The organism is Autumnicola patrickiae, assembly GCF_031846525.1.
GTDB classification, from domain to species: Bacteria; Bacteroidota; Bacteroidia; order Flavobacteriales; family Flavobacteriaceae; genus Autumnicola; species Autumnicola patrickiae.
On record NZ_JAVRHM010000011.1, the window covers coordinates 1 to 24076 of the forward strand.

General features: G+C 37.7%; 20 protein-coding genes and 1 pseudogene. 7 read left to right on the forward strand and 14 right to left on the reverse strand.

Annotation, left to right across the window (positions count from 1 at the left end; genetic code table 11):
• The 3 genes from RM549_RS10490 to RM549_RS10500 all read right to left on the reverse strand — a co-directional run.
• Nucleotides 1–1202: class-III pyridoxal-phosphate-dependent aminotransferase (locus RM549_RS10490; RefSeq protein ID WP_311684509.1), on the reverse strand; the 1202-nt coding region annotated here is incomplete at its 3' end.
• A gap of 128 nt (nt 1203–1330) precedes the next feature.
• A complete protein-coding gene (gene purL / locus RM549_RS10495; RefSeq protein ID WP_311684511.1) occupies nt 1331–4999 on the reverse strand; it encodes a phosphoribosylformylglycinamidine synthase in 3669 nt (1222 codons plus the stop codon).
• A gap of 1417 nt (nt 5000–6416) precedes the next feature.
• Nucleotides 6417–7631 carry an RsmB/NOP family class I SAM-dependent RNA methyltransferase gene (locus tag RM549_RS10500; RefSeq protein ID WP_311684513.1) on the reverse strand — a complete coding sequence of 405 codons (1215 nt, stop codon included), beginning with the start codon at nt 7629–7631 and terminating at the stop codon, nt 6417–6419.
• Between the two features lie 110 nt (nt 7632–7741).
• Between RM549_RS10500 and RM549_RS19530 the strand changes: the two are divergent.
• Nucleotides 7742–8806, forward strand: a pseudogene (locus tag RM549_RS19530) (WD40/YVTN/BNR-like repeat-containing protein).
• A 101-nt stretch (nt 8807–8907) separates the two neighbouring features.
• Here RM549_RS19530 and RM549_RS10515 read toward each other — a convergent pair.
• The 7 genes from RM549_RS10515 to RM549_RS10545 all read right to left on the reverse strand — a co-directional run bounded on the left by RM549_RS10515 (nt 8908) and on the right by RM549_RS10545 (nt 16236).
• Nucleotides 8908–9345, reverse strand: coding sequence for a hypothetical protein (locus tag RM549_RS10515; protein ID WP_311684518.1), 438 nt, complete (start codon nt 9343–9345; stop codon nt 8908–8910).
• 7 nt (nt 9346–9352) lie between these two features.
• Nucleotides 9353–9877: a hypothetical protein gene (locus RM549_RS10520; protein ID WP_311684520.1), complete on the reverse strand. Its 525-nt coding sequence runs from the start codon at nt 9875–9877 to the stop codon at nt 9353–9355.
• A gap of 32 nt (nt 9878–9909) precedes the next feature.
• Entirely contained in the window at nt 9910–10455 is a 546-nt protein-coding gene (locus tag RM549_RS10525) for an RNA polymerase sigma factor (protein ID WP_311684521.1), read from the reverse strand.
• 665 nt (nt 10456–11120) lie between these two features.
• On the reverse strand, nt 11121–12950 hold the full coding sequence (locus RM549_RS10530) for an ABC transporter ATP-binding protein (RefSeq protein WP_311684522.1): 1830 nt from the start codon (nt 12948–12950) through the stop codon (nt 11121–11123).
• 12 nt (nt 12951–12962) lie between these two features.
• Nucleotides 12963–14693 carry a phospho-sugar mutase gene (locus RM549_RS10535; protein WP_311684523.1) on the reverse strand — a complete coding sequence of 577 codons (1731 nt, stop codon included), beginning with the start codon at nt 14691–14693 and terminating at the stop codon, nt 12963–12965.
• A 49-nt stretch (nt 14694–14742) separates the two neighbouring features.
• Nucleotides 14743–15702: a glycosyltransferase family 2 protein gene (locus tag RM549_RS10540; protein ID WP_311684524.1), complete on the reverse strand. Its 960-nt coding sequence runs from the start codon at nt 15700–15702 to the stop codon at nt 14743–14745.
• A 3-nt stretch (nt 15703–15705) separates the two neighbouring features.
• Complete coding sequence (locus tag RM549_RS10545; RefSeq protein ID WP_311684525.1) at nt 15706–16236, reverse strand: DUF4199 domain-containing protein; 531 nt, start codon at nt 16234–16236, stop codon at nt 15706–15708.
• Nucleotides 16237–16385: 149 nt separating this feature from the next.
• Between RM549_RS10545 and RM549_RS10550 the strand changes: the two genes are divergently transcribed.
• Both RM549_RS10550 and RM549_RS10555 read left to right on the forward strand, forming a co-directional pair.
• The gene (locus RM549_RS10550) at nt 16386–16637 is read left to right on the forward strand and encodes a type B 50S ribosomal protein L31 (RefSeq protein WP_311495393.1); all 252 of its coding nucleotides are present in this window, start codon (nt 16386–16388) and stop codon (nt 16635–16637) included.
• A gap of 160 nt (nt 16638–16797) precedes the next feature.
• Nucleotides 16798–17970 carry a GlmU family protein gene (locus RM549_RS10555; RefSeq protein ID WP_311684526.1) on the forward strand — a complete coding sequence of 391 codons (1173 nt, stop codon included), beginning with the start codon at nt 16798–16800 and terminating at the stop codon, nt 17968–17970.
• 71 nt (nt 17971–18041) lie between these two features.
• On the opposite strand, the gene RM549_RS10560 is transcribed toward RM549_RS10555, so the two are convergent.
• Nucleotides 18042–18308, reverse strand: a complete 267-nt coding sequence (locus RM549_RS10560) for a hypothetical protein (protein ID WP_311684528.1) — start codon at nt 18306–18308, stop codon at nt 18042–18044.
• 331 nt (nt 18309–18639) lie between these two features.
• Here RM549_RS10560 and mtaB point away from each other — a divergent pair, with 331 nt between their 5' ends.
• A complete protein-coding gene (gene mtaB / locus RM549_RS10565) occupies nt 18640–19977 on the forward strand; it encodes a tRNA (N(6)-L-threonylcarbamoyladenosine(37)-C(2))-methylthiotransferase MtaB (protein WP_311684530.1) in 1338 nt (445 codons plus the stop codon).
• On the opposite strand, the gene RM549_RS10570 is transcribed toward mtaB, so the two are convergent.
• Nucleotides 19974–20276, reverse strand: a complete 303-nt coding sequence (locus tag RM549_RS10570) for a GNAT family N-acetyltransferase (protein ID WP_311684532.1) — start codon at nt 20274–20276, stop codon at nt 19974–19976. The two genes, mtaB and RM549_RS10570, sit on opposite strands and share 4 nt — an antisense overlap.
• A gap of 428 nt (nt 20277–20704) precedes the next feature.
• Between RM549_RS10570 and RM549_RS10575 the strand changes: the two genes are divergently transcribed.
• A complete protein-coding gene (locus tag RM549_RS10575) occupies nt 20705–21412 on the forward strand; it encodes an alpha/beta hydrolase family protein (RefSeq protein ID WP_311684534.1) in 708 nt (235 codons plus the stop codon).
• Nucleotides 21409–22368 carry a lytic transglycosylase domain-containing protein gene (locus tag RM549_RS10580; RefSeq protein WP_311684536.1) on the forward strand — a complete coding sequence of 320 codons (960 nt, stop codon included), beginning with the start codon at nt 21409–21411 and terminating at the stop codon, nt 22366–22368. The genes RM549_RS10575 and RM549_RS10580 overlap by 4 nt, the downstream gene beginning before the upstream one ends.
• 8 nt (nt 22369–22376) lie before the next feature.
• Here RM549_RS10580 and RM549_RS10585 read toward each other — a convergent pair whose 3' ends face one another.
• Together RM549_RS10585 and RM549_RS10590 are read right to left on the reverse strand one after the other, a co-directional pair.
• Nucleotides 22377–23078, reverse strand: coding sequence for a TlpA family protein disulfide reductase (locus RM549_RS10585; protein ID WP_311684538.1), 702 nt, complete (start codon nt 23076–23078; stop codon nt 22377–22379).
• A gap of 136 nt (nt 23079–23214) precedes the next feature.
• On the reverse strand, nt 23215–23730 hold the full coding sequence (locus RM549_RS10590; protein WP_311684540.1) for a DUF2892 domain-containing protein: 516 nt from the start codon (nt 23728–23730) through the stop codon (nt 23215–23217).
• A gap of 152 nt (nt 23731–23882) precedes the next feature.
• Between RM549_RS10590 and rpmH the strand changes: the two genes are divergently transcribed.
• Nucleotides 23883–24041, forward strand: a complete 159-nt coding sequence (rpmH, locus tag RM549_RS10595; RefSeq protein WP_311485512.1) for a 50S ribosomal protein L34 — start codon at nt 23883–23885, stop codon at nt 24039–24041.
• Nucleotides 24042–24076 lie beyond the last annotated feature (35 nt).

Genomic DNA, 24076 nt, shown 5'->3' on the forward strand with positions numbered 1-24076 from the left:
GTATGTAAATTCTGAACACTTTTATTCAGGAGATCAATTCCCTTTGTCACAGTTAGGGAATCAATGTTCATAGGCGGAAATAGTACCAGGCTCGAACCCTGTATGTTAATTAACAGCCCATGTTTAAGACAGCTTTCCTGTATTTTTGATGCGAATTCTTCATCTTTTACATCTATACCTATAGTAAGACCTTTTATGCGTAATTCTATTTCTTTACCAAAATCTATTTTTGAAAGCTCCTCTTCAAAAATTTCGCTTTTGTCACTAATATTTTTAAAAATTTTGTCTTTATTCTTTAATATATAATGCATGGTTTTAATCGCCACATCTGTACTCGTTGGATGCCAGCCGTAAGAGGAGTACAATCCTACTTTTCCTTCTACTTTTTCAGCCACTTCAGGAGTGGTTATTACTGCTCCAATTCCTTCATGGCCTGCAGAAAGTGCTTTTGCCATTATCATAATATCGGGTTTAATATCATAATATTCAGTAGCAAAAAGTTTTCCGGTGCGTCCAAAACCGGTAACCGCTTCATCCATAATAAGTAGCGTTCCATGTGTTTTACAGATTTCGGCTAATTTACTCATGAACTTTTCCTTCGGAATTATCACTCCCAGATTAGAAACTATGGGTTCCATTATAAAAGCCGCTACTTCATTGTTCTTTAGCTGATCTTCAACTTTATTGAGAGCTTCTTCATTTAATGGCGTCTCAATCTTCTCACATTCCGAGAGGAGATTTGGAAATTTTTTCCTGTTAGAGGAGGAAGCAACGCTAAGGGCACCAATTGTATTTCCGTGATAACTGCCTTCCAGGGAAAGAAATTTTTTCCTTCCGGTGTACATCATCGCAATAAGAAGGGAAGCATCAACAGCTTCAGAACCTCCGGTTACACGAAAACTTTTACTCAGTTCACCCGGGGTGATATTTGCCAAAATTTCGGCAAGTTCTGTCCAGGGTTTATAGTAAAAATTAGGATACACATAGCTCGGCCGGTCATTCTTTCTTAAAACATTTTCTATTTCTTCCTTGTCCCATCCAAGGTTACCTACTCCGGCACCTCCAAGGAAATCGACATATTCTTTTCCTTCGGCATCGTAAATAAAGCTCCCTTTTACCTTTGTCACCTCAAGCTCCATCACTGGTTTGCCTCTTCCAAAGAATTTTTTATCCCTCTTTCTTACATCTTCATGCACATTCATAATAGATCCTTTTTTAGTTATTGATTTAAAAAAGATAAGAATTATTCTTCGGGATTTCTGTTAGAGGAAAGTAAATACGCTCATAAAAAAAGCCCCTGTTTGGGGCTCATTTCTATAAATTCTTAAGACTATGCTTTTTGCTCCAGCCACTCTCTCGCATTTACAAAAGCTTCTATCCATGGCGTAACTTCATCTTTTCGGCCTTTAGGATAATATGCCCAGTTCCACTGAAAAGTAGAACGTTCCAGGTGTGGCATCATAACCAGGTGCCTTCCGGTATCGTCTGTAAGCATGGCGGTATTGTGGTGCGAACCATTAGGATTGGAAGGATACGTATCAAAAGCATATTCCCCAACGATGTTGTAACGTTCTTTTGAATAAGGAAAACTAAATTTTCCTTCGCCGTGAGCAGCCCAGATCCCCAGTTTGCTTCCGGAAAGCGATTCTAGCATCACCGATTTGTTTTCCCTTATTTCTACTGAAGTAAAGGTACATTCAAATTTTCCGGAGTCATTATGAAGCATTTTTGGTTTTTCTTTATGATCTGGATTTATAAGCCCCAGTTCAATAAAGAGCTGGCAGCCATTACAAACCCCAATAGAAAGGGTGTCATCTCTTTTAAAGAAATTATCCAAAGCAGTTTTTGCCTTTTCATTATAAAGAAAAGCTCCTGCCCAGCCTTTGGCACTTCCCAGTACATCAGAATTTGAGAAGCCGCCTACCGCAGCAATAAATTTAATGTCTTCCAAAGTTTCCCGGCCGCTAATAAGATCAGTCATATGAACGTCTTTCACATCGAATCCGGCGAGGTACATTGCTCTGGCCATCTCCCGTTCAGAATTTGATCCTTTTTCCCGGATAATTGCCGCTTTTATTCTTCCTCCCCCGGCCCCTCCGAAGGAGGGAAGCTTTCCGGTAAAATCTGCCGGAAATTTGAATTCCAGCGGCTGATTTTTGTAGTTATTAAACCGTTCTGTAGCTTTATCCTTTCCGCTTTGTTTCTGATCCAGTAAAAATGAAGTTCTGTACCAGACATCCCTTAATTCTGAAATATTGAAATTCAGGTTTTCTGTTCCGTTCTTGATTTTAAGCTCGTTTCCTTCAGTTGCACGACCAATCTTAAAGAACTCGATATTATTTTCAGCTAAAACTTTTTCAGCTAAATCCTCTTTTGACTGGAAAACAATTCCGCAGTTTTCATTAAACAGAAGTTTTACCGTATCCTTCTCATTTAAAGCTGAAAGATCAAGCTCTGCCCCTAAATTCACATCGGCAAAACACATTTCTAATAATGTCGTAATCAACCCGCCCGAAGCTACATCATGACCGGCAACGATCATTTCCTTCTTGATAAGCGCCTGGATATTATAGAAAATATCGGCGAATTTCTGGTCATCTTTTATGGTTGGTACTTCATTGCCCACTTTGTTCAGGATTTGGGCAAAAGAGGAGCCTCCAAGTTTAAAAGAATCCTGGGATAAGTTAATATAGTAAATGTCGCCTGCATCTTTTTCGAGCACAGGTTCCACAACTTTAGTCACATCGTCACAATGCCCGGCAGCCGAAATAATCACGGTTCCCGGAGAAAGCACTTCGCTGTCTTTGTACTTTTGCTTCATCGAAAGCGAATCTTTTCCCGTAGGCACATTTATTCCCAAAGCAATCGCAAAATCTGAAACTCCCTGTACCGCCTCGTATAAACGAGCATCCTCACCTTCATTATTACAAGGCCACATCCAGTTTGCCGAAAGGGAAACAGATTTTAATCCTTTTTCCAGCGGCGCCCAAATGATGTTTGAAAGCGCTTCGCCAATAGAATTTTTGGAACCCGCAACAGGATCTACTAAAGCCGAAACAGGGGAGTGGCCAATAGAAGTTGCCACACCTTCCTTCCCGTTATAATCCAACGCCATCACTCCGCAATTATTAAGCGGAAGTTGCAAAGGACCAGCAGTTTGCTGCTTCGCCACACGTCCTGTAACACAACGATCCACTTTATTCGTTAGCCAGTCTTTACAGGCAACAGCCTCCAATTGAAGCACTTCCTGTAGATAACCTTTTATTTTTTCTGAAGAATATTCTAATCCTTCATAATTTCGTTCTACCGTTTTATCGGTCATTATAGTTTTTGGCGAGCTGCCAAACATATCTGCCAGCGCCAGATCCATAGGCTTTTCTCCGGAAGTTTTTCCTTCAAAAGTAAAGCGGTGGTCTCCGCTCACATCCCCAACTTCATACATTGGCGAACGTTCGCGATCGGCTATTTTCTTCAGCATTTCCAGTTTACTTTCGCCAATCACCAAGCCCATACGTTCCTGGGATTCGTTGCCAATAATTTCTTTTGCTGAAAGAGTTGGATCCCCTACAGGAAGTTTTTCTAAATCAATTTTTCCGCCGGTTTCTTCTACCAGTTCACTAAGGCAGTTTAAATGTCCGCCCGCACCGTGATCATGGATGGAAACGATTGGATTTTCTTCGCTTTCCACCATTCCGCGGATTGCGTTGGCCGCACGTTTTTGCATTTCGGGGTTTGCACGTTGCACGGCGTTAAGTTCGATTCCGCTGGCAAATTCTCCGGTATCTGCGGAAGATACCGCAGCACCGCCCATTCCAATCCGGTAATTTTCACCACCAAGTATTACTATTTTATCTCCTTTCTTCGGTATATCTTTTTGTGCCTGGTCTGCTTTGCCATAACCAACACCACCGGCCATCATAATCACCTTATCGTAACCCAATTGCCGCTCATGCTCACTATGTTCAAAGGTGAGTACAGAACCGGAAATTAAAGGTTGCCCAAATTTATTCCCGAAATCTGAAGCTCCGTTGGAAGCTTTTATCAGAATATCCATCGGAGTCTGGTACAGCCATTCCCGCTCTTTCATCCCTTTTTCCCAACTGCGGTTTTCTTCCAATCTTGAATAGGAAGTCATATAAACCGCGGTTCCGGCAAGAGGCAAAGAACCTTTTCCACCGGCAAGCCGGTCTCTTATTTCGCCGCCGCTTCCTGTTGCCGCACCATTAAATGGTTCTACGGTAGTCGGGAAATTGTGTGTTTCAGCTTTAATGGAAATAACCGAATCAAAATCTTTGACCTGGTAATAGTCAGGAACGTCAGCCGACTTAGGTGCCCATTGTTCAATTCTCGGTCCTTTTACAAAAGCAACATTATCCTTATATGCGGAAACTATTTCATTCGGATTTTCTTCGGAAGTTTTTCTGATAAGTTTGAAGAGGGAAGAAGGTTTTTCTTTTCCATCAATCACAAAAGTTCCGTTGAAGATTTTATGCCGGCAATGTTCAGAATTAACCTGCGAGAAACCAAAGACTTCAGAATCTGTCAGTTTTCGTCCCAACTTATCAGCTAAACCCTGAAGGTAAGCTACTTCTTCAATATTTAATGCAAGTCCTTCTTTCTGGTTATATGCTTCGATATCATCCACCTCAATTATTGGTTCGGGATTTATATGGATATCAAAAATATCCTGGTCCAGTCCGTTGTATTTTTGCGAAAGCATAGGATCAAAATCGGAGAAATTTTCATCTACCTTCAGGAATTCTTCAATCCTTACAATACCTTCAATTCCCATATTTTGGGTAATTTCCACGGCATTTGTACTCCACGGAGTGATCATTGCGGCACGCGGACCAACAAAAAAATCTGCCAGAGCAGATTTGTTATATTTTTTTGCGTCGCCAAATAGCCAGTTTAATTTTGAAATATCTTGTGCAGAAAGGTTGTTGTGCGTTTCTACTGCAAAAACCTTAGTAGTTTGGGTTCCGAAGAAAAGGATCATTCCTGGTTGTTTAATGATGTTTAAGAAAGGACAAATTTAGGCTTTTCAACTGAATTTTAATTGTTGGGAATTAGGAAATTTTTGATGTAGAGCGACAAGTTGAAAATGGCAATTATCGACCTCTAAAGAGAATAAAGAAGCAAGAGGCAAGACCGCTTCGCTGTCAGACAAAAGAGGCCTCAAATTTGGTAATTTTCAACATCTACGTTTTTACCACGAACGCACGAATAAATTTTTAATGCTCCCGCAGATTACGCTGGTTATTAAAGAAATATGGTGATAGTTTCAAAATGGCAATTATGGACCTGTAGTAATAATGTAGGGGAAGAATTCCTGCGAGGTTTTTAAAACCTCGTAGGTCTAATAAATTCAGAATATATAGGAAAATTTCGGGCAAAAATCATACCTACAAGGTCAAAAAAAGACCTTGCAGGATAGCTCCAATATTGCAATTTTCGACTTTAATTCACCAATGTTTCTCTGAAATTATTCGTGAATTAGTGGTTCTTTTCTTCAGAATTAGAAGACAAGAGACACTTCAAAAATGGCAATTTTCGGCCTATAGTAATAAACGGGAGAGGCAGGATTCCTGCGAGGTTTTAAAAACCTCGTAGGTATAATTAATTTCGAGCCATTATGGGAAAATTTCAACATACCTACAAGGTCAAAAAAGACCTTGCAGGATAGCAAAAGCATACGGGGTGCATTCCAGGGTATAAAAAAGATGGTGCTTGAAAATGACAATTATCGACCTGTTTTGAAGTATGAAGTAAGAAGAAAAGGGACGAAGTCTTTTCTATCTTCTCCTTTTTAAAGACGGTGCTTTAAAATGGCAATTTTCGGTCTGTAATAAAGAACGGGAGGGGCAGGATTCCTGCGAGGTTTTTAAAACCTCGTAGGTATAATTAATTTCGAGCCATTATGGGAAAATTTCAGGAGAAAACATACCTACAAGGTCAAAAAAGACCTTGCAGGATAGCAAAAGCATACGGGGTGCATTCCAGAGTATAAAAAAGATGGTGCTTGAAAATGGCAATTATCGGCCTTCAGTCTCACTACGAATCCACGAATTCTTTCTGATGCTCCCGTAGATTGCGCTGATTTTCGCAGAAAATATTCTTGGGCTTCAGGGAATTCTTATCGCGCAGACCTGCAAGGTTTTTGATTCCTTGTAGGACTGATAAATTTCAGACTATTGCGGAAAACTTCAGGAGAAAATTACACCTACAAGGTCAAAAAAAGACCTTGCAGGATAATAAATGCGTTCCTGCTGCGCTTTATAGTAAAAGAAGAGGAGGAGGCTCTAAAATGCCAATTATCGACCTTCAGTGTCACCACGAATTCACGAATGATTACTTCAAATATTCGTGAGTTAGTGGCTATTTTAACAACTCGAACTGGAGAAAAGGAGCCAAATTTAACTCGTCTTTTCCAGCAAAGCCATATAAAATCCGTCGTAGCCGGTTTCTGAAGAAAGTAGTTTCTGGTCTTTTATCAACCTGAAGTTTTTTCCTTCTTCCCTGGCGAGGAATTTCTCTACTTGCTCCTGATTTTCAGAAGGAAGTACAGAGCAGGTCGCGTAGACCATTTTTCCTCCGGATTTTACGATTTTGGAATAACTGTCGAGGATTTCAGATTGTGTGGCTTTGATCCTGTCGATAAACTCCGGTTGCAGTTTCCATTTTGCATCAGGATTTCTGCTAAGGACTCCGAGTCCGCTACAAGGAGCGTCGATTAAAACACGATCTGCACTATTGTAAAGCTTCTTAATTACCTTGGTAGTGTCAATTTCGCGGGTTTCGATATTGTGAGCTCCGGCACGTTTGGCGCGGCGTTTTAATTCCTTCAGTTTATTTCCGTAGATATCCAGCGCAATAATTTGCCCTTTATTTTCCATTAAAGCAGCAAGGTGAAGGGATTTTCCCCCGGCACCGGCGCAAGTGTCCACAACCCGCATTCCCGGCTCCACTTCAAGGAAATGGGCCACTTGCTGGGAAGAAGCATCCTGCACTTCAAAGAAACCATCCTGAAATGCTTTTGTTCTGAAAACATTGGCTCTTTCATTGAGTTCCAGGGCTTCAGGATATGCTTTTAAAGTGTGGGTTTCAATATTTTCTTTCAAAAATTCTTCCTTTAAATTCTCTTTGGAAGTTTTCAGCGAATTTGCGCGCACCACAACCGGAGCGGTATTATTCAGGGCATGGATTTCTTTTGTCCATAATTCTTCGCCAAGTTCTTTTACACCCAGTTCATCCAGCCAATCCGGTATGGATTCTCTGTATTTTCTAATCTGGCTAAGGCTGTCAAATTTTCCTTTAATTCTTCGGGTTGGTGTATCTTCAATTTGTTTCCAGTCCGGCAATTCAACTCCGCGAAGGGTGGCCCAAACTGCGAACAATCGGAATAGATTTTCACGGGAAAAAGGTTCTTTTACTTCGGCAATTTCAGCATAAAGACGTTTCCACCTTACGATATCATAAGTGGTTTCAGCAATAAAACTTCTATCCCTGGAACCCCATCTTTTGTCTCTCTTCAAGGCATTTGCAATTACTTTGTCTGCATATTTTCCTTCATTAAAAATATCTGATAAAGCATCGATAGTGGCAAAAACCAAATTTCTGTGTAAGCGCATAAAACTAATTTTTAAGGCTGCAAAGGTACGGTTTTTTGCTTCGGAAAAATTTATCTTTGAAGCAATGCCGAAAATGGCAATTTTCAGCTACTGAATAAAATATCCTGAATATGAAAAAACTACTTTGCCTCTTTATATTATTCATCTTTTCCTGCAAATCTGAAAATGAATCCGAAACTACTTCCGAAGAAAATGAAAGAAGAAGCTTTATTTCTGATGTTGAGGTGCAGCCAATTTTGGAAGACGATTCCCTGAATGTCAGGGCGATTAAAGTTATTGGTAATAATCTGGCGTTTGCAGGAAATAATGGAGTTTACGGACTGTATAATTCTTCAGAAGGAAGCTGGAAAACGAATGTGCAGGAGTATAACGGTACAACTCCCGAATTTAGAGCTGTGGCGAGTACAGCGAACGATTTTTTTATGCTGAGTGTGGGAAATCCGGCACTTCTTTATAAAACTGGGGAAAACGGGGAAATGGAATTGGTATATAAGGAAGAAGGCGAAAAGGTTTTTTACGATGCGCTGGCCTTTTGGAATGACCGGGAAGGAATTGCCATGGGAGATCCTTCCGATAATTGACTTTCTATAATCATAACTCGTGACGGGGGACAAACCTGGAAAAAGCTGGATTGTGATATTTTGCCCAAAACTGAAGAGGGAGAGGCGGCATTTGCAGCAAGTAATTCCAATATTGCAATACAGGGAGACAACACCTGGATCCTTAGCGGCGGGATGAAGTCAAGAGTGTTTTATTCTCCCGACAAAGGTAAAAGCTGGGAAGTTTTTGATACTCCGCTTGTGCAGGGAAAAGCTACAACAGGAGGTTATAGCATGGACTTTTATGATGAAAATGTCGGGATAATAATAGGAGGTGATTATACTGCTCCTGAAGGAAATACGGGAAATAAAGCGGTAACTACAGATGGTGGAAAAACATGGGAATTGGTTGGAGAAGGGGAGGAGCCGGGATATAAAAGCGGAGTGCGGTATTTGCCAAATTCCGGTGGTGAGGAAATTGTTGCTGTAGGATTTAACGGGATTTCTTACAGTAAGGATGGAGGCGAGAGCTGGAAAAAACTTTCAGATGAAGGTTTCTATACCTTAAGATTTGTAAACGATTCTACCGCTTATGCAGCGGGAAAGGGAAAGATTGCGCTGCTGAAATTCAATTAAAGTCGGAAATGTTTGAGGTATAAAAAAATATTCCGGACGAAATTAATCATCCGGAATACCTACTAACTACTAACTAACCAACCAAAAACTAATATTTTTTATTATTTATTATTTTCTCTTTCACGATGTTTCCTCGCTCTATATTCCCTAATCAACTTTTTGTGAAATTCATCTTCGAGTCGATGTAGTTTTATAATATCCTTAGCAGAGAAAATTTTCTTTAAGTCCTCGAAATACTGTTTTTTTATTACATATTCCTGCCGTTCTATGTCCAAATATTCAGAAAGCATTTTTTCGGCTTCCTGTCCATTAATACAGTCGGAGTCTATTAATTTATTTTTTTCTTCTTCATGTAGTTTCCATCTCCTGGATTCATATTCATTATAAACCGGCCAGAATTTTTGAGCTGTTTTATTGCTCATCTTCATTTCCTGAGTTATAAAAGCTGTTTTCAAAGCTTTTATACGCTCCTTATCTTCCTGGGCATTACTTTGCCAGAACCAGGAAAACATAAATAAAACAAATAAAAACTTTTTCATAATAGGTTTATTCAAGAATATAAGCTGGATCTTCAACATTTTCATTAAGATACTCGTAAACGGCATCAGGATTTACATTATCAAAGTTCGTTTCTACTACATAATTTCCTTCATACAAAAAATTGGTAATTTCTGATGGTGACATATCTGTATAACCAGCATCTATATATTTTTCTATTGCAGAAAGCTCTACATTATCCCAGGTTGATTCGGGTGAAGAATCAAGAAAAATGGTGCTGAAAATCGCAATAACAATTGCGGCCACTGCTGAGGCATAATATAAATTTCTCTTGCTAAATAGAGGGATTACTTTGGTTTCCTTCTCTTCTTTTAAAGGTAATTCTACTTCAAAATTCTCAAAATAATCTTCCGGAACTTTAAATCCGCTATTACTTACTTTTTTTAAATATGAATCATCTACAATTTTAACAGAATTTACACCATTCATTACACGATCGGTGAGATCTGCAAAATAGTTATCGGGAACTTTAAATCCCGAATCCAGGTTATATGGTAGCTTATTCTTTTTCATTTGGTTGTTTGACTACATTTTTGTCAAAAGGTTTAATGTGTTTTTAAATATTCTTCAATTTTTCTAACGGCAATGTGATAGCTGGCTTTTAAAGCGCCTTCGCTGGTTTCGAGAATTTCGGAAATTTCCCTGTACTTCAAATCCTGAAAATATTTCATATTAAAAACCTGTTGCTGTTTAGCGGGCAGGCTATTAATTGCATTTTGTAGTTTAAGCTGAATTTCGGTTCCTTCAAAATAGACATCACTTTCAAGATTGCCTATTATCTGATCCTGCAGTTCTTGTGATGAAATATGGTTTTTTCGTGCTTGTTTGTTTAAAAAGGTAATAGCTTCGTTAGTAGCTATTCTATACATCCAGGAAAACAGCTGACTTTCTCCCTTAAAGTTACCAATATTTTTGAATATTTTAATAAAGGTGTTCTGCAGAATATCATCGGTATCGTCGTGATTCTTGACAATATTCCGGATATGCCAGTATAATCGTTCTTTATAATGAGATACGAGTTCACTAAAAGCTTCCTGTGCGGTAGCTTTATCCTTCAGGCGTTCTATGAATTCCCTTTCAGATGGTTCCAATCTGCTTCAAATTTGCTGAAATTTAGATACTGAAGATTATTATTTGACGTAAAGGTATTGAAAAAGTTATACCCGGAAACCATGGTTGATTTGAAATTTTTTGTAGGAAAAATAAACCAGAAATAAGTGGATATATCGTTAAAAGACATTTTTTTCTGTTTAAAGACATATTTTTCTTGGTTTTGTGAAATTATGTTTTATCTTTACTTCAGTGAATTAAAAGAAAGTCTTTTTTTGCCCCAAATAAATCAGACTTAAACAAAGTTATTTTCATTTGCCCCAAGATGGAAATAACCTTTAAAAATGGACGAACCTACTTCGTCCATTTTTCATTTAAATACATTTGGAAAAAAATGGAATTTCACATATATGGGATTTTTTATGATGTACTGGATCAAATTTAATACTCCCCTATACGAATGCTAAACTTTAAATCTGTGGGGGAATTCTTAGATTTTAAGACAGGCCTGTAAAAGGCAATTTTCTATCTATTTCGCTTATATGGAATTGCTACTTCCAGTGCGAAGATGGATAAGGTTCACAAAAATCAATATCCTACTCCTGGTTCAAATTTTATAAAAATTGCGGCCAGATTTAAAAATTCAATAAGTCAGGATAAGACGATGCCTTTATATTGGCAAATATCGACTGCCAGTATAAAGTATTTAGTCAAAAGACTGCATTTCTACGAGCTTGTGGTAATTACCACGTTTTGCCAAAAGTTCTTCGTGACGGCCCTGCTCTACAATTTGTCCTTTTTGCATCACCACAATCCTGTCTGCATTCTGGATAGTAGATAAACGGTGGGCTATAACAATGGAGGTACGATTCTTCATCATGTTCTCGAGCGCCTTTTGTACGAGTTTTTCACTCTCTGTATCAAGTGCCGAAGTAGCCTCATCAAGAATCATTATCGGCGGATTTTTAAGTACAGCACGGGCAATGGATAAACGTTGTTTTTGCCCTCCACTTAATTTGTTACCGCTGTCGCCAATATTTGTCTCAAGTTGAAGTGGTAAATCTTTTACAAATTCCCATGCGTTTGCCACTTTAAGCGCATCGATAATTTCCTCATCTGTAGCATTTTCTTTTCCAAGGGAGATATTATTTTTTATAGTGTCATTAAACAGGATGGAATCCTGGGTTACGAGTCCCATTAATGCTCTTAAAGAGGATTTGGTAATTTCCCGGATATCTTTACCATCAATAAAAATAGCACCTTCATTTACATCATAAAATCGGGTAATAAGATTGGCAATGGTAGATTTTCCACTACCGGATTGTCCCACTAAAGCTACCGTTTCACCAATTTTAACTTCCAAAGAAAAATCTTTCAGTACTTTTTCTCTTTCGTATTGAAAAGAAATATTTTTTATAAGGATATCAGAATCAAAAGATGTCTTTTCTACAGCGCCAGGTTTATCTTTTAGATTTGATTCAGTTTCAATAATTTCCATAATACGTTCAGCACTGGCATTTCCTTTCTGGATGCTATAGGTAGCTTTGGAAATTGCTTTTGCAGGAGTTAAAATATTGTAGGTGAGTACAAGAAATCCAATAAATACTGATGCTTCCATTGAACCTTCTATGAGCACCATATTTCCTCCAAACCAAAGTATCACGGTAATAACAACTACTCCCAGAAACTCACTTAAGGGGGAAGCCAGATCCTGCCTGTGCAACAAGGAGTTTAAAATCTTATTTAACCTGTTTGTACTATCGGTAAATTTCTTCCTAAACCTATTTTCAGCATTAAAGCCTTTAATGATTTTAAGACTGGAAAGTGTCTCCTCTACCATGGATAGAAAATTTGCATTTTCCTGTTGCGCGCTCGTAGATTTTGCCTTAAGTTTTTTACCTATAGAAGAGATTAAAAGCCCAGACAGAGGTAGAAACACGAATACAAAGAGTGTTAATTTAGGACTTATTGCAATCATTGCAGTAAGGGTGAAAAGGAGTGTAAGAGGTTCTTTAACAAACATTTCCAGCATGCTTAAAAAAGAAGATTGGATTTCCTGTACATCACTGGTAATACGTGATATAAAATCCCCTTTTCGCTTTTCGGAAAAAAAGGAAATTGGAAGTTCTACAATTTTGGAATAAATTTTATTCCTGATATCCCGCAGCATCCCATTCCTGAGATTTGCAATGAAATACATGGCGAGATAGTTAAAAAAGTTCTTGAGCAGGAATAGCACAATTACAGCTACACAAATAGAGATTAAGGCTGAAATTTGTCCGTGTTCTTCAACCCTCTGGTTTAAAAAATAATTGGCATAATCTCCAACAAAATCCTTTAATCCGCTAAAACTACGATCCCATTCCGGTTCTGATAAAACAGGTTCTTCTTCCTGAAAAAGCACCTGAAGCATAGGAATAAAAGCCAGGAAAGAAAGGGTGCTGAAAAGTGCGTAAAAAATATTAGAAATGATATTCAGTATCGCAAAACGCTTGTAAGGCCTTGCGAACTGAAGTATCTTTTTAAAATAACTCATAAGCGGGTAGGGCTAGCCTATTTGAAGTTCTTTCTTTATTCTGGAAACCTTCTCTGCTAATTCCTGATTTACATTTTGGTGGTTTTCTATGCTGTCCAGATCAGCATTCACGCTGATGTAAAATTTAATTTTTGGTTCTGTACCGCTTGGTCTTGCTGCAATTTTAGTCCCACCTTCGGTATAATAGATAAGAACGTTAGATTTTGGAATATCAATTTTTTCCTCTGTATGGTCCTGAAGGTTTTTTGCAGTAGAAGATTGGTAATCTTCTATTAAAACCACCTTTTCCCCATCTATTTCCTGCCACGGATTCTCACGAAGATCTATCAACATCTGCTTAATTTCCTGCTCACCTTCAATGCCTTTCTTCACCAGGGATATCAATTCTTCGCGATAAAGACCATGTTCAGTATAAAGCTCAAGTAGTTTTTTATAAAAAGAACTGCCTTCCTCTTTCATTTTAGCAGCAATTTCGCAGGCCAAAAGGGTAGCGGTAACAGCATCTTTATCTCTTACGAAATCTCCTACCATATAACCAAAACTTTCTTCACCACCTCCAACAAAATCGAGCTCAGGATGGTCGTTTATCAATTTTGCAATCCATTTAAAGCCGGTAAGAACTTCGTGATATTGAACATTATAAGATTCCACAACATTTTTAAGCATGGGAGTGGAAACTATAGTGGAGGCAACAAACTCATTGCCTTTCAGTTTATCCTGCTTTTTCCATTGCTCCAGCAGGAACCAGGTCATGACCAGCATGGTGTGGTTTCCGTTTAGCAGAATCATTTCGCCATTAAGGTCGGGAACTGCAATTCCAAGCCTGTCACCGTCGGGATCTGTACCAATAACAATATCGGCATTTTTCTCTTTCGCAAGATCCAGTGCAATTTTAAGAGCTTCGGGTTCTTCAGGGTTTGGAGATTTTACTGTAGGGAAATTTCCGTCCGGTTCTTTTTGTTCCTGGACAATGGTTACATCTGAATAACCTGCTTTTTCAAGCACGCCGGGAACAAGTGTAATCGATGTTCCGTGTAAAGAAGTAAAAATAATTCCGAGGTTTTCTTTTGCTGAAGCTGAAGTATCAAAACTGCCATTTTTAACAGATGCTTCAGAAAAAGCATTGTCAACGTCAGTATCTATTTTATGGATTAACTCCTCTTTGGAGTCAAAATTAACTTCGCTGTATTCCAGGCTGTTAATAACATCTACTACCTGCTTGTCCTGTGGTGGCACTAACTGTCCGCCGTCCTGCCAGTAAACTTTATATCCATTGTATTCCGGCGGATTGTGGCTCGCCGTTAAAACTATTCCGCAGTGACAATCGAGATGCTTTACTGCGAAAGAAAGTTCGGGGGTAGGTCTAAGATCTGAAAATAAATAAACTTCAACTCCATTGGCAGAGAAAACATCTGCAACTATTTTTGCCAGTTCTTTACTGTTATTCCGGCAGTCATATGCAATGGCAGCCTTTGTTTGTTCCCCTGGGAATTCTTTTTTTAGGAAATCGGCAAGTCCCTGTGTATTTTTTCCGAGGGTGTATTTATTGATTCTATTTGTCCCAACACCCATAATACCACGCATCCCGCCTGTACCAAATTCAAGGTTTTTATAAAAACTTTCTTCCAGTTCCTTAGGATTGTTTTCCATAAGGTTTTGGATTTCGTTTTTTGTTTCCTTATCAAAAACATCAGTAAGCCAGGCTTCAGCTCTGGAGCGTATTTCAGGTTTTATTTGTGACATATCTTAAATTTTTCTTTAACAAAAATAGGAATTCTATTCCGGAAATAATCTAAAAATTTCCTGTGGTTTTGTTAATTAAATAGCGTTCTTTCTCCCTTTTTGACCGCAGAATGAGCTCTCCCAGGAATCCTGCAAGAAAGAGCTGGCTTCCTATTACCATTACCGTAAGTGCAATATAAAACCATGGATTTGAAGTAACCAAAACGTTGGGCAGGCCGTGATATAATTTGTAAAGCTTAGAAATTCCAATCCATCCCGCAGAGATAAAACCAACAAGGAACATAAGAACTCCCAGTGCGCCAAACAGGTGCATAGGACGCCTGCCAAACTTGGACAGGAACCATATGCTTATTAGATCCAGAAAACCGTTGATAAAGCGTTCTACTCCAAATTTTGTTTTCCCATACTTTCTTGCCTGGTGTTGCACTTCTTTTTCTGTAATCCTCACAAAACCGGAATTTTTAGCAAGAACCGGAATGTAGCGATGCATTTCACCGTAAACATCAATATTTTTAATTACCGCTTTTCTATAAGCTTTTAATCCGCAATTAAAATCATGAAGCTTTACGCCAGATGTTTTTCTGGCTGCGGCATTAAATAATTTTGAAGGTAAATTTTTTGAAAGTACATTATCATAACGCTTCTTTTTCCAGCCCGAAACCAGATCAAATTTTTCTTCTTTTACCATTCTGTAAAGCTCAGGTATCTCTTCTGGATTATCCTGAAGATCTGCATCCATGGTAATCACGACTTCACCCTGCGCTTTAAGAAAACCGGCATGCAGCGCCTGTGATTTTCCGTAATTTCGGTTAAATTTTATTCCTTTTACTCTGTCGTCCTCTTTAGAAATTGCTTCTATTGCTTCCCAGGAATTATCTGTACTACCGTCATCAATAAAAATAATTTCGTAAGAAAAAGAATTGGATCGCAGCACTTTTGCGATCCAATTGTATAATTCGATTATTGATTGTTCTTCATTTAGAAGAGGTATGACGATAGATAATTGCATAAATTATGCTCTGGGATCTTTTTCTCTAAAAACTAAGGCTACCAACAAAGATAGTATTGCGTATAAAACTATGGTAAAAGCGAAGCCCATAAAAACATTTTGAAAAGAAAAGGGATTAACATTTGCCTGGCTGGCTATAGCTTCATCTATTTGTGAAGGCGGTGCACCAAAACGTTCCATCATTTCCCTGCTCGCTTCAAGGCTCATTTCCTGGACATAAGCTGACGCTTCCGGATCAATAACATTAAAAAGAATAGCGGTAAAAATTATAGAAATAAAAGAGCCAAGGATAACCGGAAGGAAGAAGGCAGAAAAAGCACTTTTAAAAGAGAAAAAAGGATCAGGATCCAGACTTTTAGCTTTTTTTACGGCCATAATACCTAATACCAGTACTACAATAAAATTAATTACCGTAATGTACCATTTAGTGAAAAGTTCCAGGTTCAATACGTAAATTAGAACAGTAATTAGAATCGATGCCAAACCAAGGTATAAACCATAAGGCAAAATAACAGCTTGTACAGATTTTTTCATAATTTTGAATGATTAGTGATTGCGCTGCATTAGTAAGCAAATATAGTAAAACGTTACAGACAGATTTTTTTTTAAAAGTTTTACTGGAATGCTTGTTTTTATAATCAATTTACTTAAATTTGCACCTCGAAAATTAAAAGAATAAAGCGATGAAGCAGGGAATCCATCCGGAAAATTATAGATTAGTAGCATTTAAAGATATGTCTAACGAAGACGTTTTTCTTACAAAATCTACAGCAAATACAAAAGAAACAATTGAAGTTGACGGAACTGAATATCCTTTGGTGAAGTTGGAGATTTCAAGAACTTCTCATCCTTATTATACTGGTAAATCTAAACTGGTTGATAGTGCAGGTAGAATTGATAAATTCAAGAACAAATATTCTAAATTCAAGAAATAATTTCCTGAATTTTATAAGCTATATAAGGCTGTCTTTTTAGGCAGCCTTTTTTGTTTGTTGTCATTAGCCTAAATTGTAGTCATTAGCTTAAAATTTTATCTATTGCCGATAATTGGCATTTTGCGCATTACTCTTAAATTTGGTCTTTTAAACTTTTAAAATGAATTATATTTTATTCGACGGTTCCTATAGAAATCAACTCTTGCCATTTACTTTCACTAAGCCTGTTGCAGATTTACGGATAGGCATCCTCACAATCCGTGAAAAGTGGGAAATGGTTCTGGAAACTACTACTACAACAGTTACTGAAGATTATTTAGCTGAAAAGTGGCCGCTGGTAGAAATGGAAGAGAACATCATGATAAATGCAGCTTTTTTGCCTACTTCACAACTACTGGAGCAGGTAAAGAACCTTCAGGCGAATCAGGCTATATTCTATGAGGAAGAAGTTGTGGCTTTTCATGTAACTGAAGATCAGGAAGTCGATTTTGAAGATTATGAACGTCAGGAACTTTCAGGTGAAGCATTGTTTATAGCTAATACATGGGACATTTTTTCGAAAAATGCTCAAGCTATAAATGAAGATTTTGAATTGCTTACACAGGATAGAACTTCTGCTCCAATTCCTTCTTCCAACCATGTAATGAATCCCGGGAACGTTTTTATTGAAGAAGGCGCTTCAGTAGAATTTTGTTCCCTTAATGCTTCTTCGGGGCCTATTTTTATTGGAAAAGATGCACAGGTGATGGAAGGAAGTTTGCTGCGCGGACCTATAGCAATTGCCGAAAATGCTACTATTAAAATGGGAGCTAAAATTTATGGAGGAACTACGATAGGGCCAAATTGTAAAGCGGGAGGAGAGATTAACAACGCTGTACTAATGCAGAATTCCAATAAAGGACACGACGGATTTTTAGGAAATTCTGTTTTGGGGGAATGGTGTAATTTAGGTGCCGACACGAATACCTCCAATCTCAAAAATAATTATGCTGAAGTCCGCCTCTGGAATTACGAGGAAGAGGGCTTTGCCCGTACAGGCTTGCAATTTTGCGGTTTAATGATGGGTGACCACAGTAAATGCGGAATCAACACCATGTTTAATACCGGAACAGTAGTGGGAGTTAGCGCTAATATATTTGGCGCAGGATTTCCGCGGAATTTCGTACCAAGTTTTAGCTGGGGAGGAAGCGCAGGTACAACCACCTATAAAACTCAAAAAGCTTTTGAAGTAGCTGAAATTGTTATGCAACGAAGAAATGTTGAGTTCACTGAAGAGGACAAAGCAATTCTTGAGCATGTTTTTGAGGAAAGCAAAAAATGGAGAAGGGATTAATTTGAAAATGTGCTAATTTGAAGATGTGTTAATTGGAAAATGGAGTTTCTGGTGAGCTGAAAGTTTTAAAGTCAAAACATAAAGTAGAAGAAAACAAGTCCAAGAAGAATAAGGAAAATGGCCATTATCACGAAAATTTTTAATTGTCGTTGATTATTGCTTGTTCGTAAATTGTTTTTGATTTTCTCCAGGTCTGCTTCAGAAATACGTTTTTCAGAGCCTATTCCTTTTATTCCTGAACCAGTTGATTTCTGAAACTTTTCAGTTTTAGATTTTCTGCTTCTGCGGTTGTTTTTAATTATAACATTAGCCCCGCTACTACTTCCGCCAAATCCCATCGTGTAAAATTTTATTCAATATACATAATTTTGATTTAGTTTATAATTTATGTAAAGGTCGAAAATTTGCAATTTTCGGCATTCATCTAATAGAAAGTCATGGCTTTGCAGTTTCTGATTTTTGAGTAGTAGGTAAAATTCGGTATATTTGCAGCTTCAAAAAACAGGTATTATTGTCCGCCAAACGTGAGAAGAAATACGGAGTTTTTCACGTGGAGCAGAGTCGAGACGTTAATGGATTCTCGTATTAAGGTTCAGTTTACAAACCAAAAATGGGACTTATTAGCGGATATTAAAAAAGGGATTTAAATCCTGGTTAATCGGATATTTTATGAACAATAAAAAAGTAGCATTTTATACCCTGGGCTGTAAGCTCAATTTTTCAGAAACTTCCACAATAGCGCGATCTTTTAAAGATGAAGGCTTTAAAAAGGTGGACTTTGACGAAAAAGCTGATATTTATGTTATTAACACTTGTTCTGTAACAGATAATGCAGATAAAAGATTTAAAACCATTGTAAAACAGGCCCAGAAGGTTAATGATAACGCTTTTGTAATTGCCGTGGGTTGTTATGCGCAACTAAAACCTGAAGAACTTGCTGCTGTAGACGGCGTGGATCTGGTTTTGGGTGCTACCGAAAAATTTAAAATTACAGACTATCTTAATGACCTTACCAAAAATGACATGGGAGAGATTCACTCCTGTGAAATTGAGGAAGCAGATTTTTATGTAGGTTCCTATTCCTTTGGCGATCGTACAAGGGCTTTTCTTAAGGTTCAGGATGGTTGTGATTATAAATGTACCTATTGCACAATTCCCCTTGCGCGCGGAATTTCCCGTAGCGATAAACTGGAAAACGTTCTGCACAATGCTGCAGAAATTTCAGCAAAAGGGATTAAGGAAATTGTGTTAACCGGTGTAAACATCGGGGATTATGGAAAAGGGGAATTCGGCAATAAAAAGCATGAACATACATTCCTGGATCTGGTTAAATCACTGGATCAAGTTGAAGGTATCGAGCGTTTAAGAATATCTTCTATAGAGCCAAATCTTCTAAAAAATGAGACTATAGATTTTGTGGCGGCAAGTGAAACTTTTGTTCCGCATTTTCATATTCCTTTGCAAAGCGGAAGCAATTCAATCTTAAAAGCAATGCGCCGCAGATACATGCGCGAAGTCTATGTAAACAGGGTAGAGCAGATTAAAAACGTAATGCCAGATGCCTGTATTGGCGTAGATGTGATTGTGGGCTTTCCCGGGGAAACAGACGAACATTTTCTGGAGACGTATAATTTTTTAAATGATTTGGACATTTCCTATTTACACGTCTTCACTTATTCTGAAAGGGATAATACTCCGGCTGCAGAAATGGTTGGTGCTGTTCCGCTTAAGGTGAGGAAAAAACGCAGCAAAATGCTTAGGGGACTTTCAGCTAAAAAACGTCGTGCTTTTTATGAAGGTCAGATAGGGAATACAGCAACCGTTCTTTTTGAAGGAGAAAACAAGAAAGGATATATCCACGGCTTTACAGAAAATTATGTAAAGGTAAAAACTCCGTGGAATCCCGCTCTGGTAAATACTTTACATGAAATAAAACTTCAGGAAATAGATAACGACGGCCTCGTAAGAATGGAATTCATTAATGAAGCCGCAGCTGTAGCAGTTTAAATATTTATTCCTACCGGAAGTAAATCTTTATATTTACTCTTGTTTTTTCGCATGTAACGAGCAATTTCGGGACTCGTAGGCATCACTCTGTTATTGCTTTCCTGAATATCTTCCAGGACAGCTTCTATAAATTTTTCTATGTAACCCCGTTCCCTAAGATCCTCAGACATATGGAGTTTGGTGAGAAATATTTTGCGTTCCTGTTTAGAATATTCAATAGTTGCAAGTTCCTCGTTAATTGTAGTTTCATACTGTCTCAGAAATTCGTTGTCCGTAATTTTTAAATCTTCATTATTCATAGTGTAGTTATTTTAGATTGTAGACACTCTATAGGAAGAGCAGCTAAAGAAGTCTCTTTAGTAAACAAAGAATAATTTGCTTCCTTTCAAAAGTTTTTTTACTACTTCAAATTATGTACCAATTCAGAGATCATCAAAGTGTAGATGATTTTGCAGAATATTAAAAGAGTTATACAAAAATAGGGCTTTTAAGATGAAATTAGCATTAATATAAGGCTTTTCTGAATGAAGTGGTAGAATTGTATTTAGAAAAAGGAGCTATATTTTTTAACTACAATTTGAAAGATCTTCGTTTTTATTTTAATTTCTATTATCTGAAGTTCATCTTATTTATTTTTAATATCTGTTTATGAAAGCCAATAAAATAGCAGTAAATTTATGCGCCGATTTAAATTTTAGATTTAAAACATAGTTTTAGGGTGTAAGGAATGAGTAATAGGGAAGAGGTTTTGCATGTTTATATGATGCCTGGAATGGCAGCAAATTCTGCTATTTTTGAGCATATCAAACTTCCGGAGGAAAGGTTCGAAGTTCATTATCTGGAATGGCTTATTCCAGATCGCAGGGAAAGTTTGAGGGCTTATGCTTTGAGGATGAATAAGTTTATTCAACATGATAAACCTGTGCTGATTGGCGTATCTTTTGGCGGGGTTGTTGTGCAGGAAATGAGTAAGTACCTGGATGTGCAGCGGCTTATAATAATTTCCAGCGTGAAGTGCCGGGACGAGCTGCCTAACAGAATGCGTTTTGCTGCCAAAACGGGATTTTATAAGCTCGTTCCCACCAGCTTGATGAATTATGTGGATCATTTTGAAAAGATTGCAATTGGAGATTTTGCAAAAAAGAGGGCAAGGCTTTATAGGCAGTACTTATCTGTCAATAATAAGATCTATCTGGACTGGGCAATAGAACATATGGTTTTATGGGAATGTAACAAGGCTGATGAAAAGGTTGTGCATATTCACGGAGATAAGGATATAATTTTCCCTATTGAACATATCAGTAAATGCATAGTGGTAAAAGGGGGAACACATATTATGATAATTAATCGCTTCAGGTGGTTTAACAGGTACCTGCCGGAAATTATCCTTACAGGAAAAATGAATAGTAAAGAAAAAATAGAAGAAAGATTATGAAGTATATAAAAAATGCACTAATAGTTGTAGGAATCTTATGCGTATGTGCAGTAAGTATTAATGCCGTACAGGAAGCTCCTCAAAATTCTGAAGCTACCAATCAAACCGATACCGATAACCAAAAAGAAAAAAGCGTTGCTGAAAATTACACTATAAAAGCGCTTCCTGTTCCCACCAATTTGGATTTTGCCGGGGAAACTGTACCGCTGGAGGATCCCGATGTTTATGAGCGGCTGGACAGGGAATTGCTTGTGAATACCTACTGGCAGTCCAATGCATTTCTGCTGATGAAAAGAGCTCAAAAATTCTTCCCTGTTATAGAACCAATTCTTAGAGAAGAAGGTGTTCCAGATGATCTTAAATATATAGCTGTAATAGAAAGCGGACTCACCCAAGCCGTTTCTCCTGCACGTGCCACTGGATTTTGGCAGATTATGTCTGGTACAGGAAAGGATTACGGACTCGAAATTAACGATAATGTAGACGAAAGATATCACATAGAGAAATCTACAAGAGTTGCTGCAGAATATCTTAAAAAAGCAAAAGAAAACCTCGGAACATGGACTTTGGCTGCGGCGGCTTATAATGCAGGTAACCGGGGAATATCAAGACAACTGGAGAGACAGAAGGTTTCAGATTACTACGATTTGCTTTTAGGTGAAGAAACCGGTCGCTATGTTTTCCGGATTTTGGCTCTTAAAGAAATTATGAGTGATCCGGCGAAATACGGCTTTCAGTTTGAAGATGATGATTTATACAAGCACATTCCAACCAGAAAAGTAGAAGTTGATACCGTTGTCCGTAATTTTGCTGATTTTGCGAAGGGATTTGGTATTAATTATAAGATTCTTAAAATCCATAATCCTTGGTTACGTGAAGCTCACCTGAACAATGCTTCAAGAAAAAAATACGAAATTGATATTCCTGAAGTTGGAATTTATCCCGCTATAAATTAAGAAGATGTTTATTGGGATATATCGGCAATATCCTCTTTATGCACATGGGTAATTAGATGATTGGAGATACCTTCTTCTATTAATTCATAATTTAATTCATAAGATTTTTCTTCAGAGGCATTGTAAGGAAGAAACACACTTCTTCGAATATCTTCAATTCTTTTATCTCCGGAAATTAGGAAATAGTTTGGCAAACCCAGGGAGTGCTTGAGGTTCTTTATAATGAAAGGATCTGAGTTTTTTCTTTCATCCACATATACCACCTTAATGTACTTATTGAACTTTTTAGCAATATCTTTAACCGTACTGAATTTGTCCCAGAAGAGAACAACGAAATCTATTTGATCTTTGTATTTATTTGCAAGTTTATTTATTGCGGGAATTTCACCTTTGCCCTGTACGCACCAGGAGGAGTAAGTAATGAGATAAACGGGTTTTTTAAATTCATATAGCTGTACCGGCTTTTTTCTCAGGTTGTAAAAACGGAAATTGTCAATATAGGAATTCCGAAGAGAATTTTTTACAAGAGAATCAAAAAGTGCGCTGCCCCGCTCATAATCATTCACTCGATAGGCATTTCTAGCTTCTTTCTCATACTTCGGTAAATGCATGGCGAGTGCTTCAGAAAAATAAACCTTATCGTCTTTTTCTGCTTGAGGGCGGCTTATATAGCCTGTTAATAAGAGAAATACGAGTAAAAGTTTCCTCATGCACTTTGTTATAAATAAGCAAGTACAAAGTTACTTAAAGGAAAGGGAGGAAGGAAAAATTCTCGTCAAAGGGTCTATATATTAGCTAAAAGACCTAACGAATTATCAAAGAAAATATAAGATGGGAAGGAGCCTGTTAAATCTTCTTCATTTGCTGATTCATCATTTTTATCTGATCTTTCAGCATTCCGTGGGTATCCAGTTTTTTTGCTTCAGCAAGTAGGTTAGTAGCTTCTCTTTTTCTTCTTTTTGTCATTGCAATTCCCGCCAGGTTTAGTTTTGCCATTGCAAGGTCCTGTGACATAGAAAGTCCCAGGCGAATAGCTTTCTTAAAATACTTCTCTGCCTGGGTAATATTTGTCTGGGAAATCATTAATCCGTGTAGGTACCAATAATATCCCTGTTGCTTTTTGGTAAGGGCACTTTCAGGATCTTTTATTTTGTCCAACCATTTTTTTGCACCTACAAAGTCCTGTTTTCTCAGTCTTAAAAAAGCAAGCAGTATAATTTCATTTTTAAAGTAAAGGAAAACGAAGATGCCGGCAAGTAGGATAAACATAATCCCGTTTCCTATATTACCTTCAAAGAATTGCCAGAAGGCAAGAACAATAATGATTCCTGCTAAGACTAGTTTTATATTTTTGTTGAACATGTTCCCGTGGTTTTACAGGCGGCAAAGGTAATAAAAACAATTCAAAATTATTTTAAATTTGTATTTGTAAGACTTAAAAAGCTTTGTATATTTGCACGCAGTTTTAAGGACTGCTTTAAAAAAGATTTCACAGAAGATTAAAGATATTCAAAATGAAAAGAACGTTTCAACCATCTAAGAGAAGAAGAAAAAACAAGCATGGCTTTAGAGAGCGTATGGCAAGTGTAAACGGTAGAAAAGTCCTTGCCAGAAGAAGGGCTAAAGGCAGAAAGAAATTATCTGTATCTTCTGAGAACCGACACAAACATTAATGATTTTTTGATATTAAATAATAAAGGTGTTACTT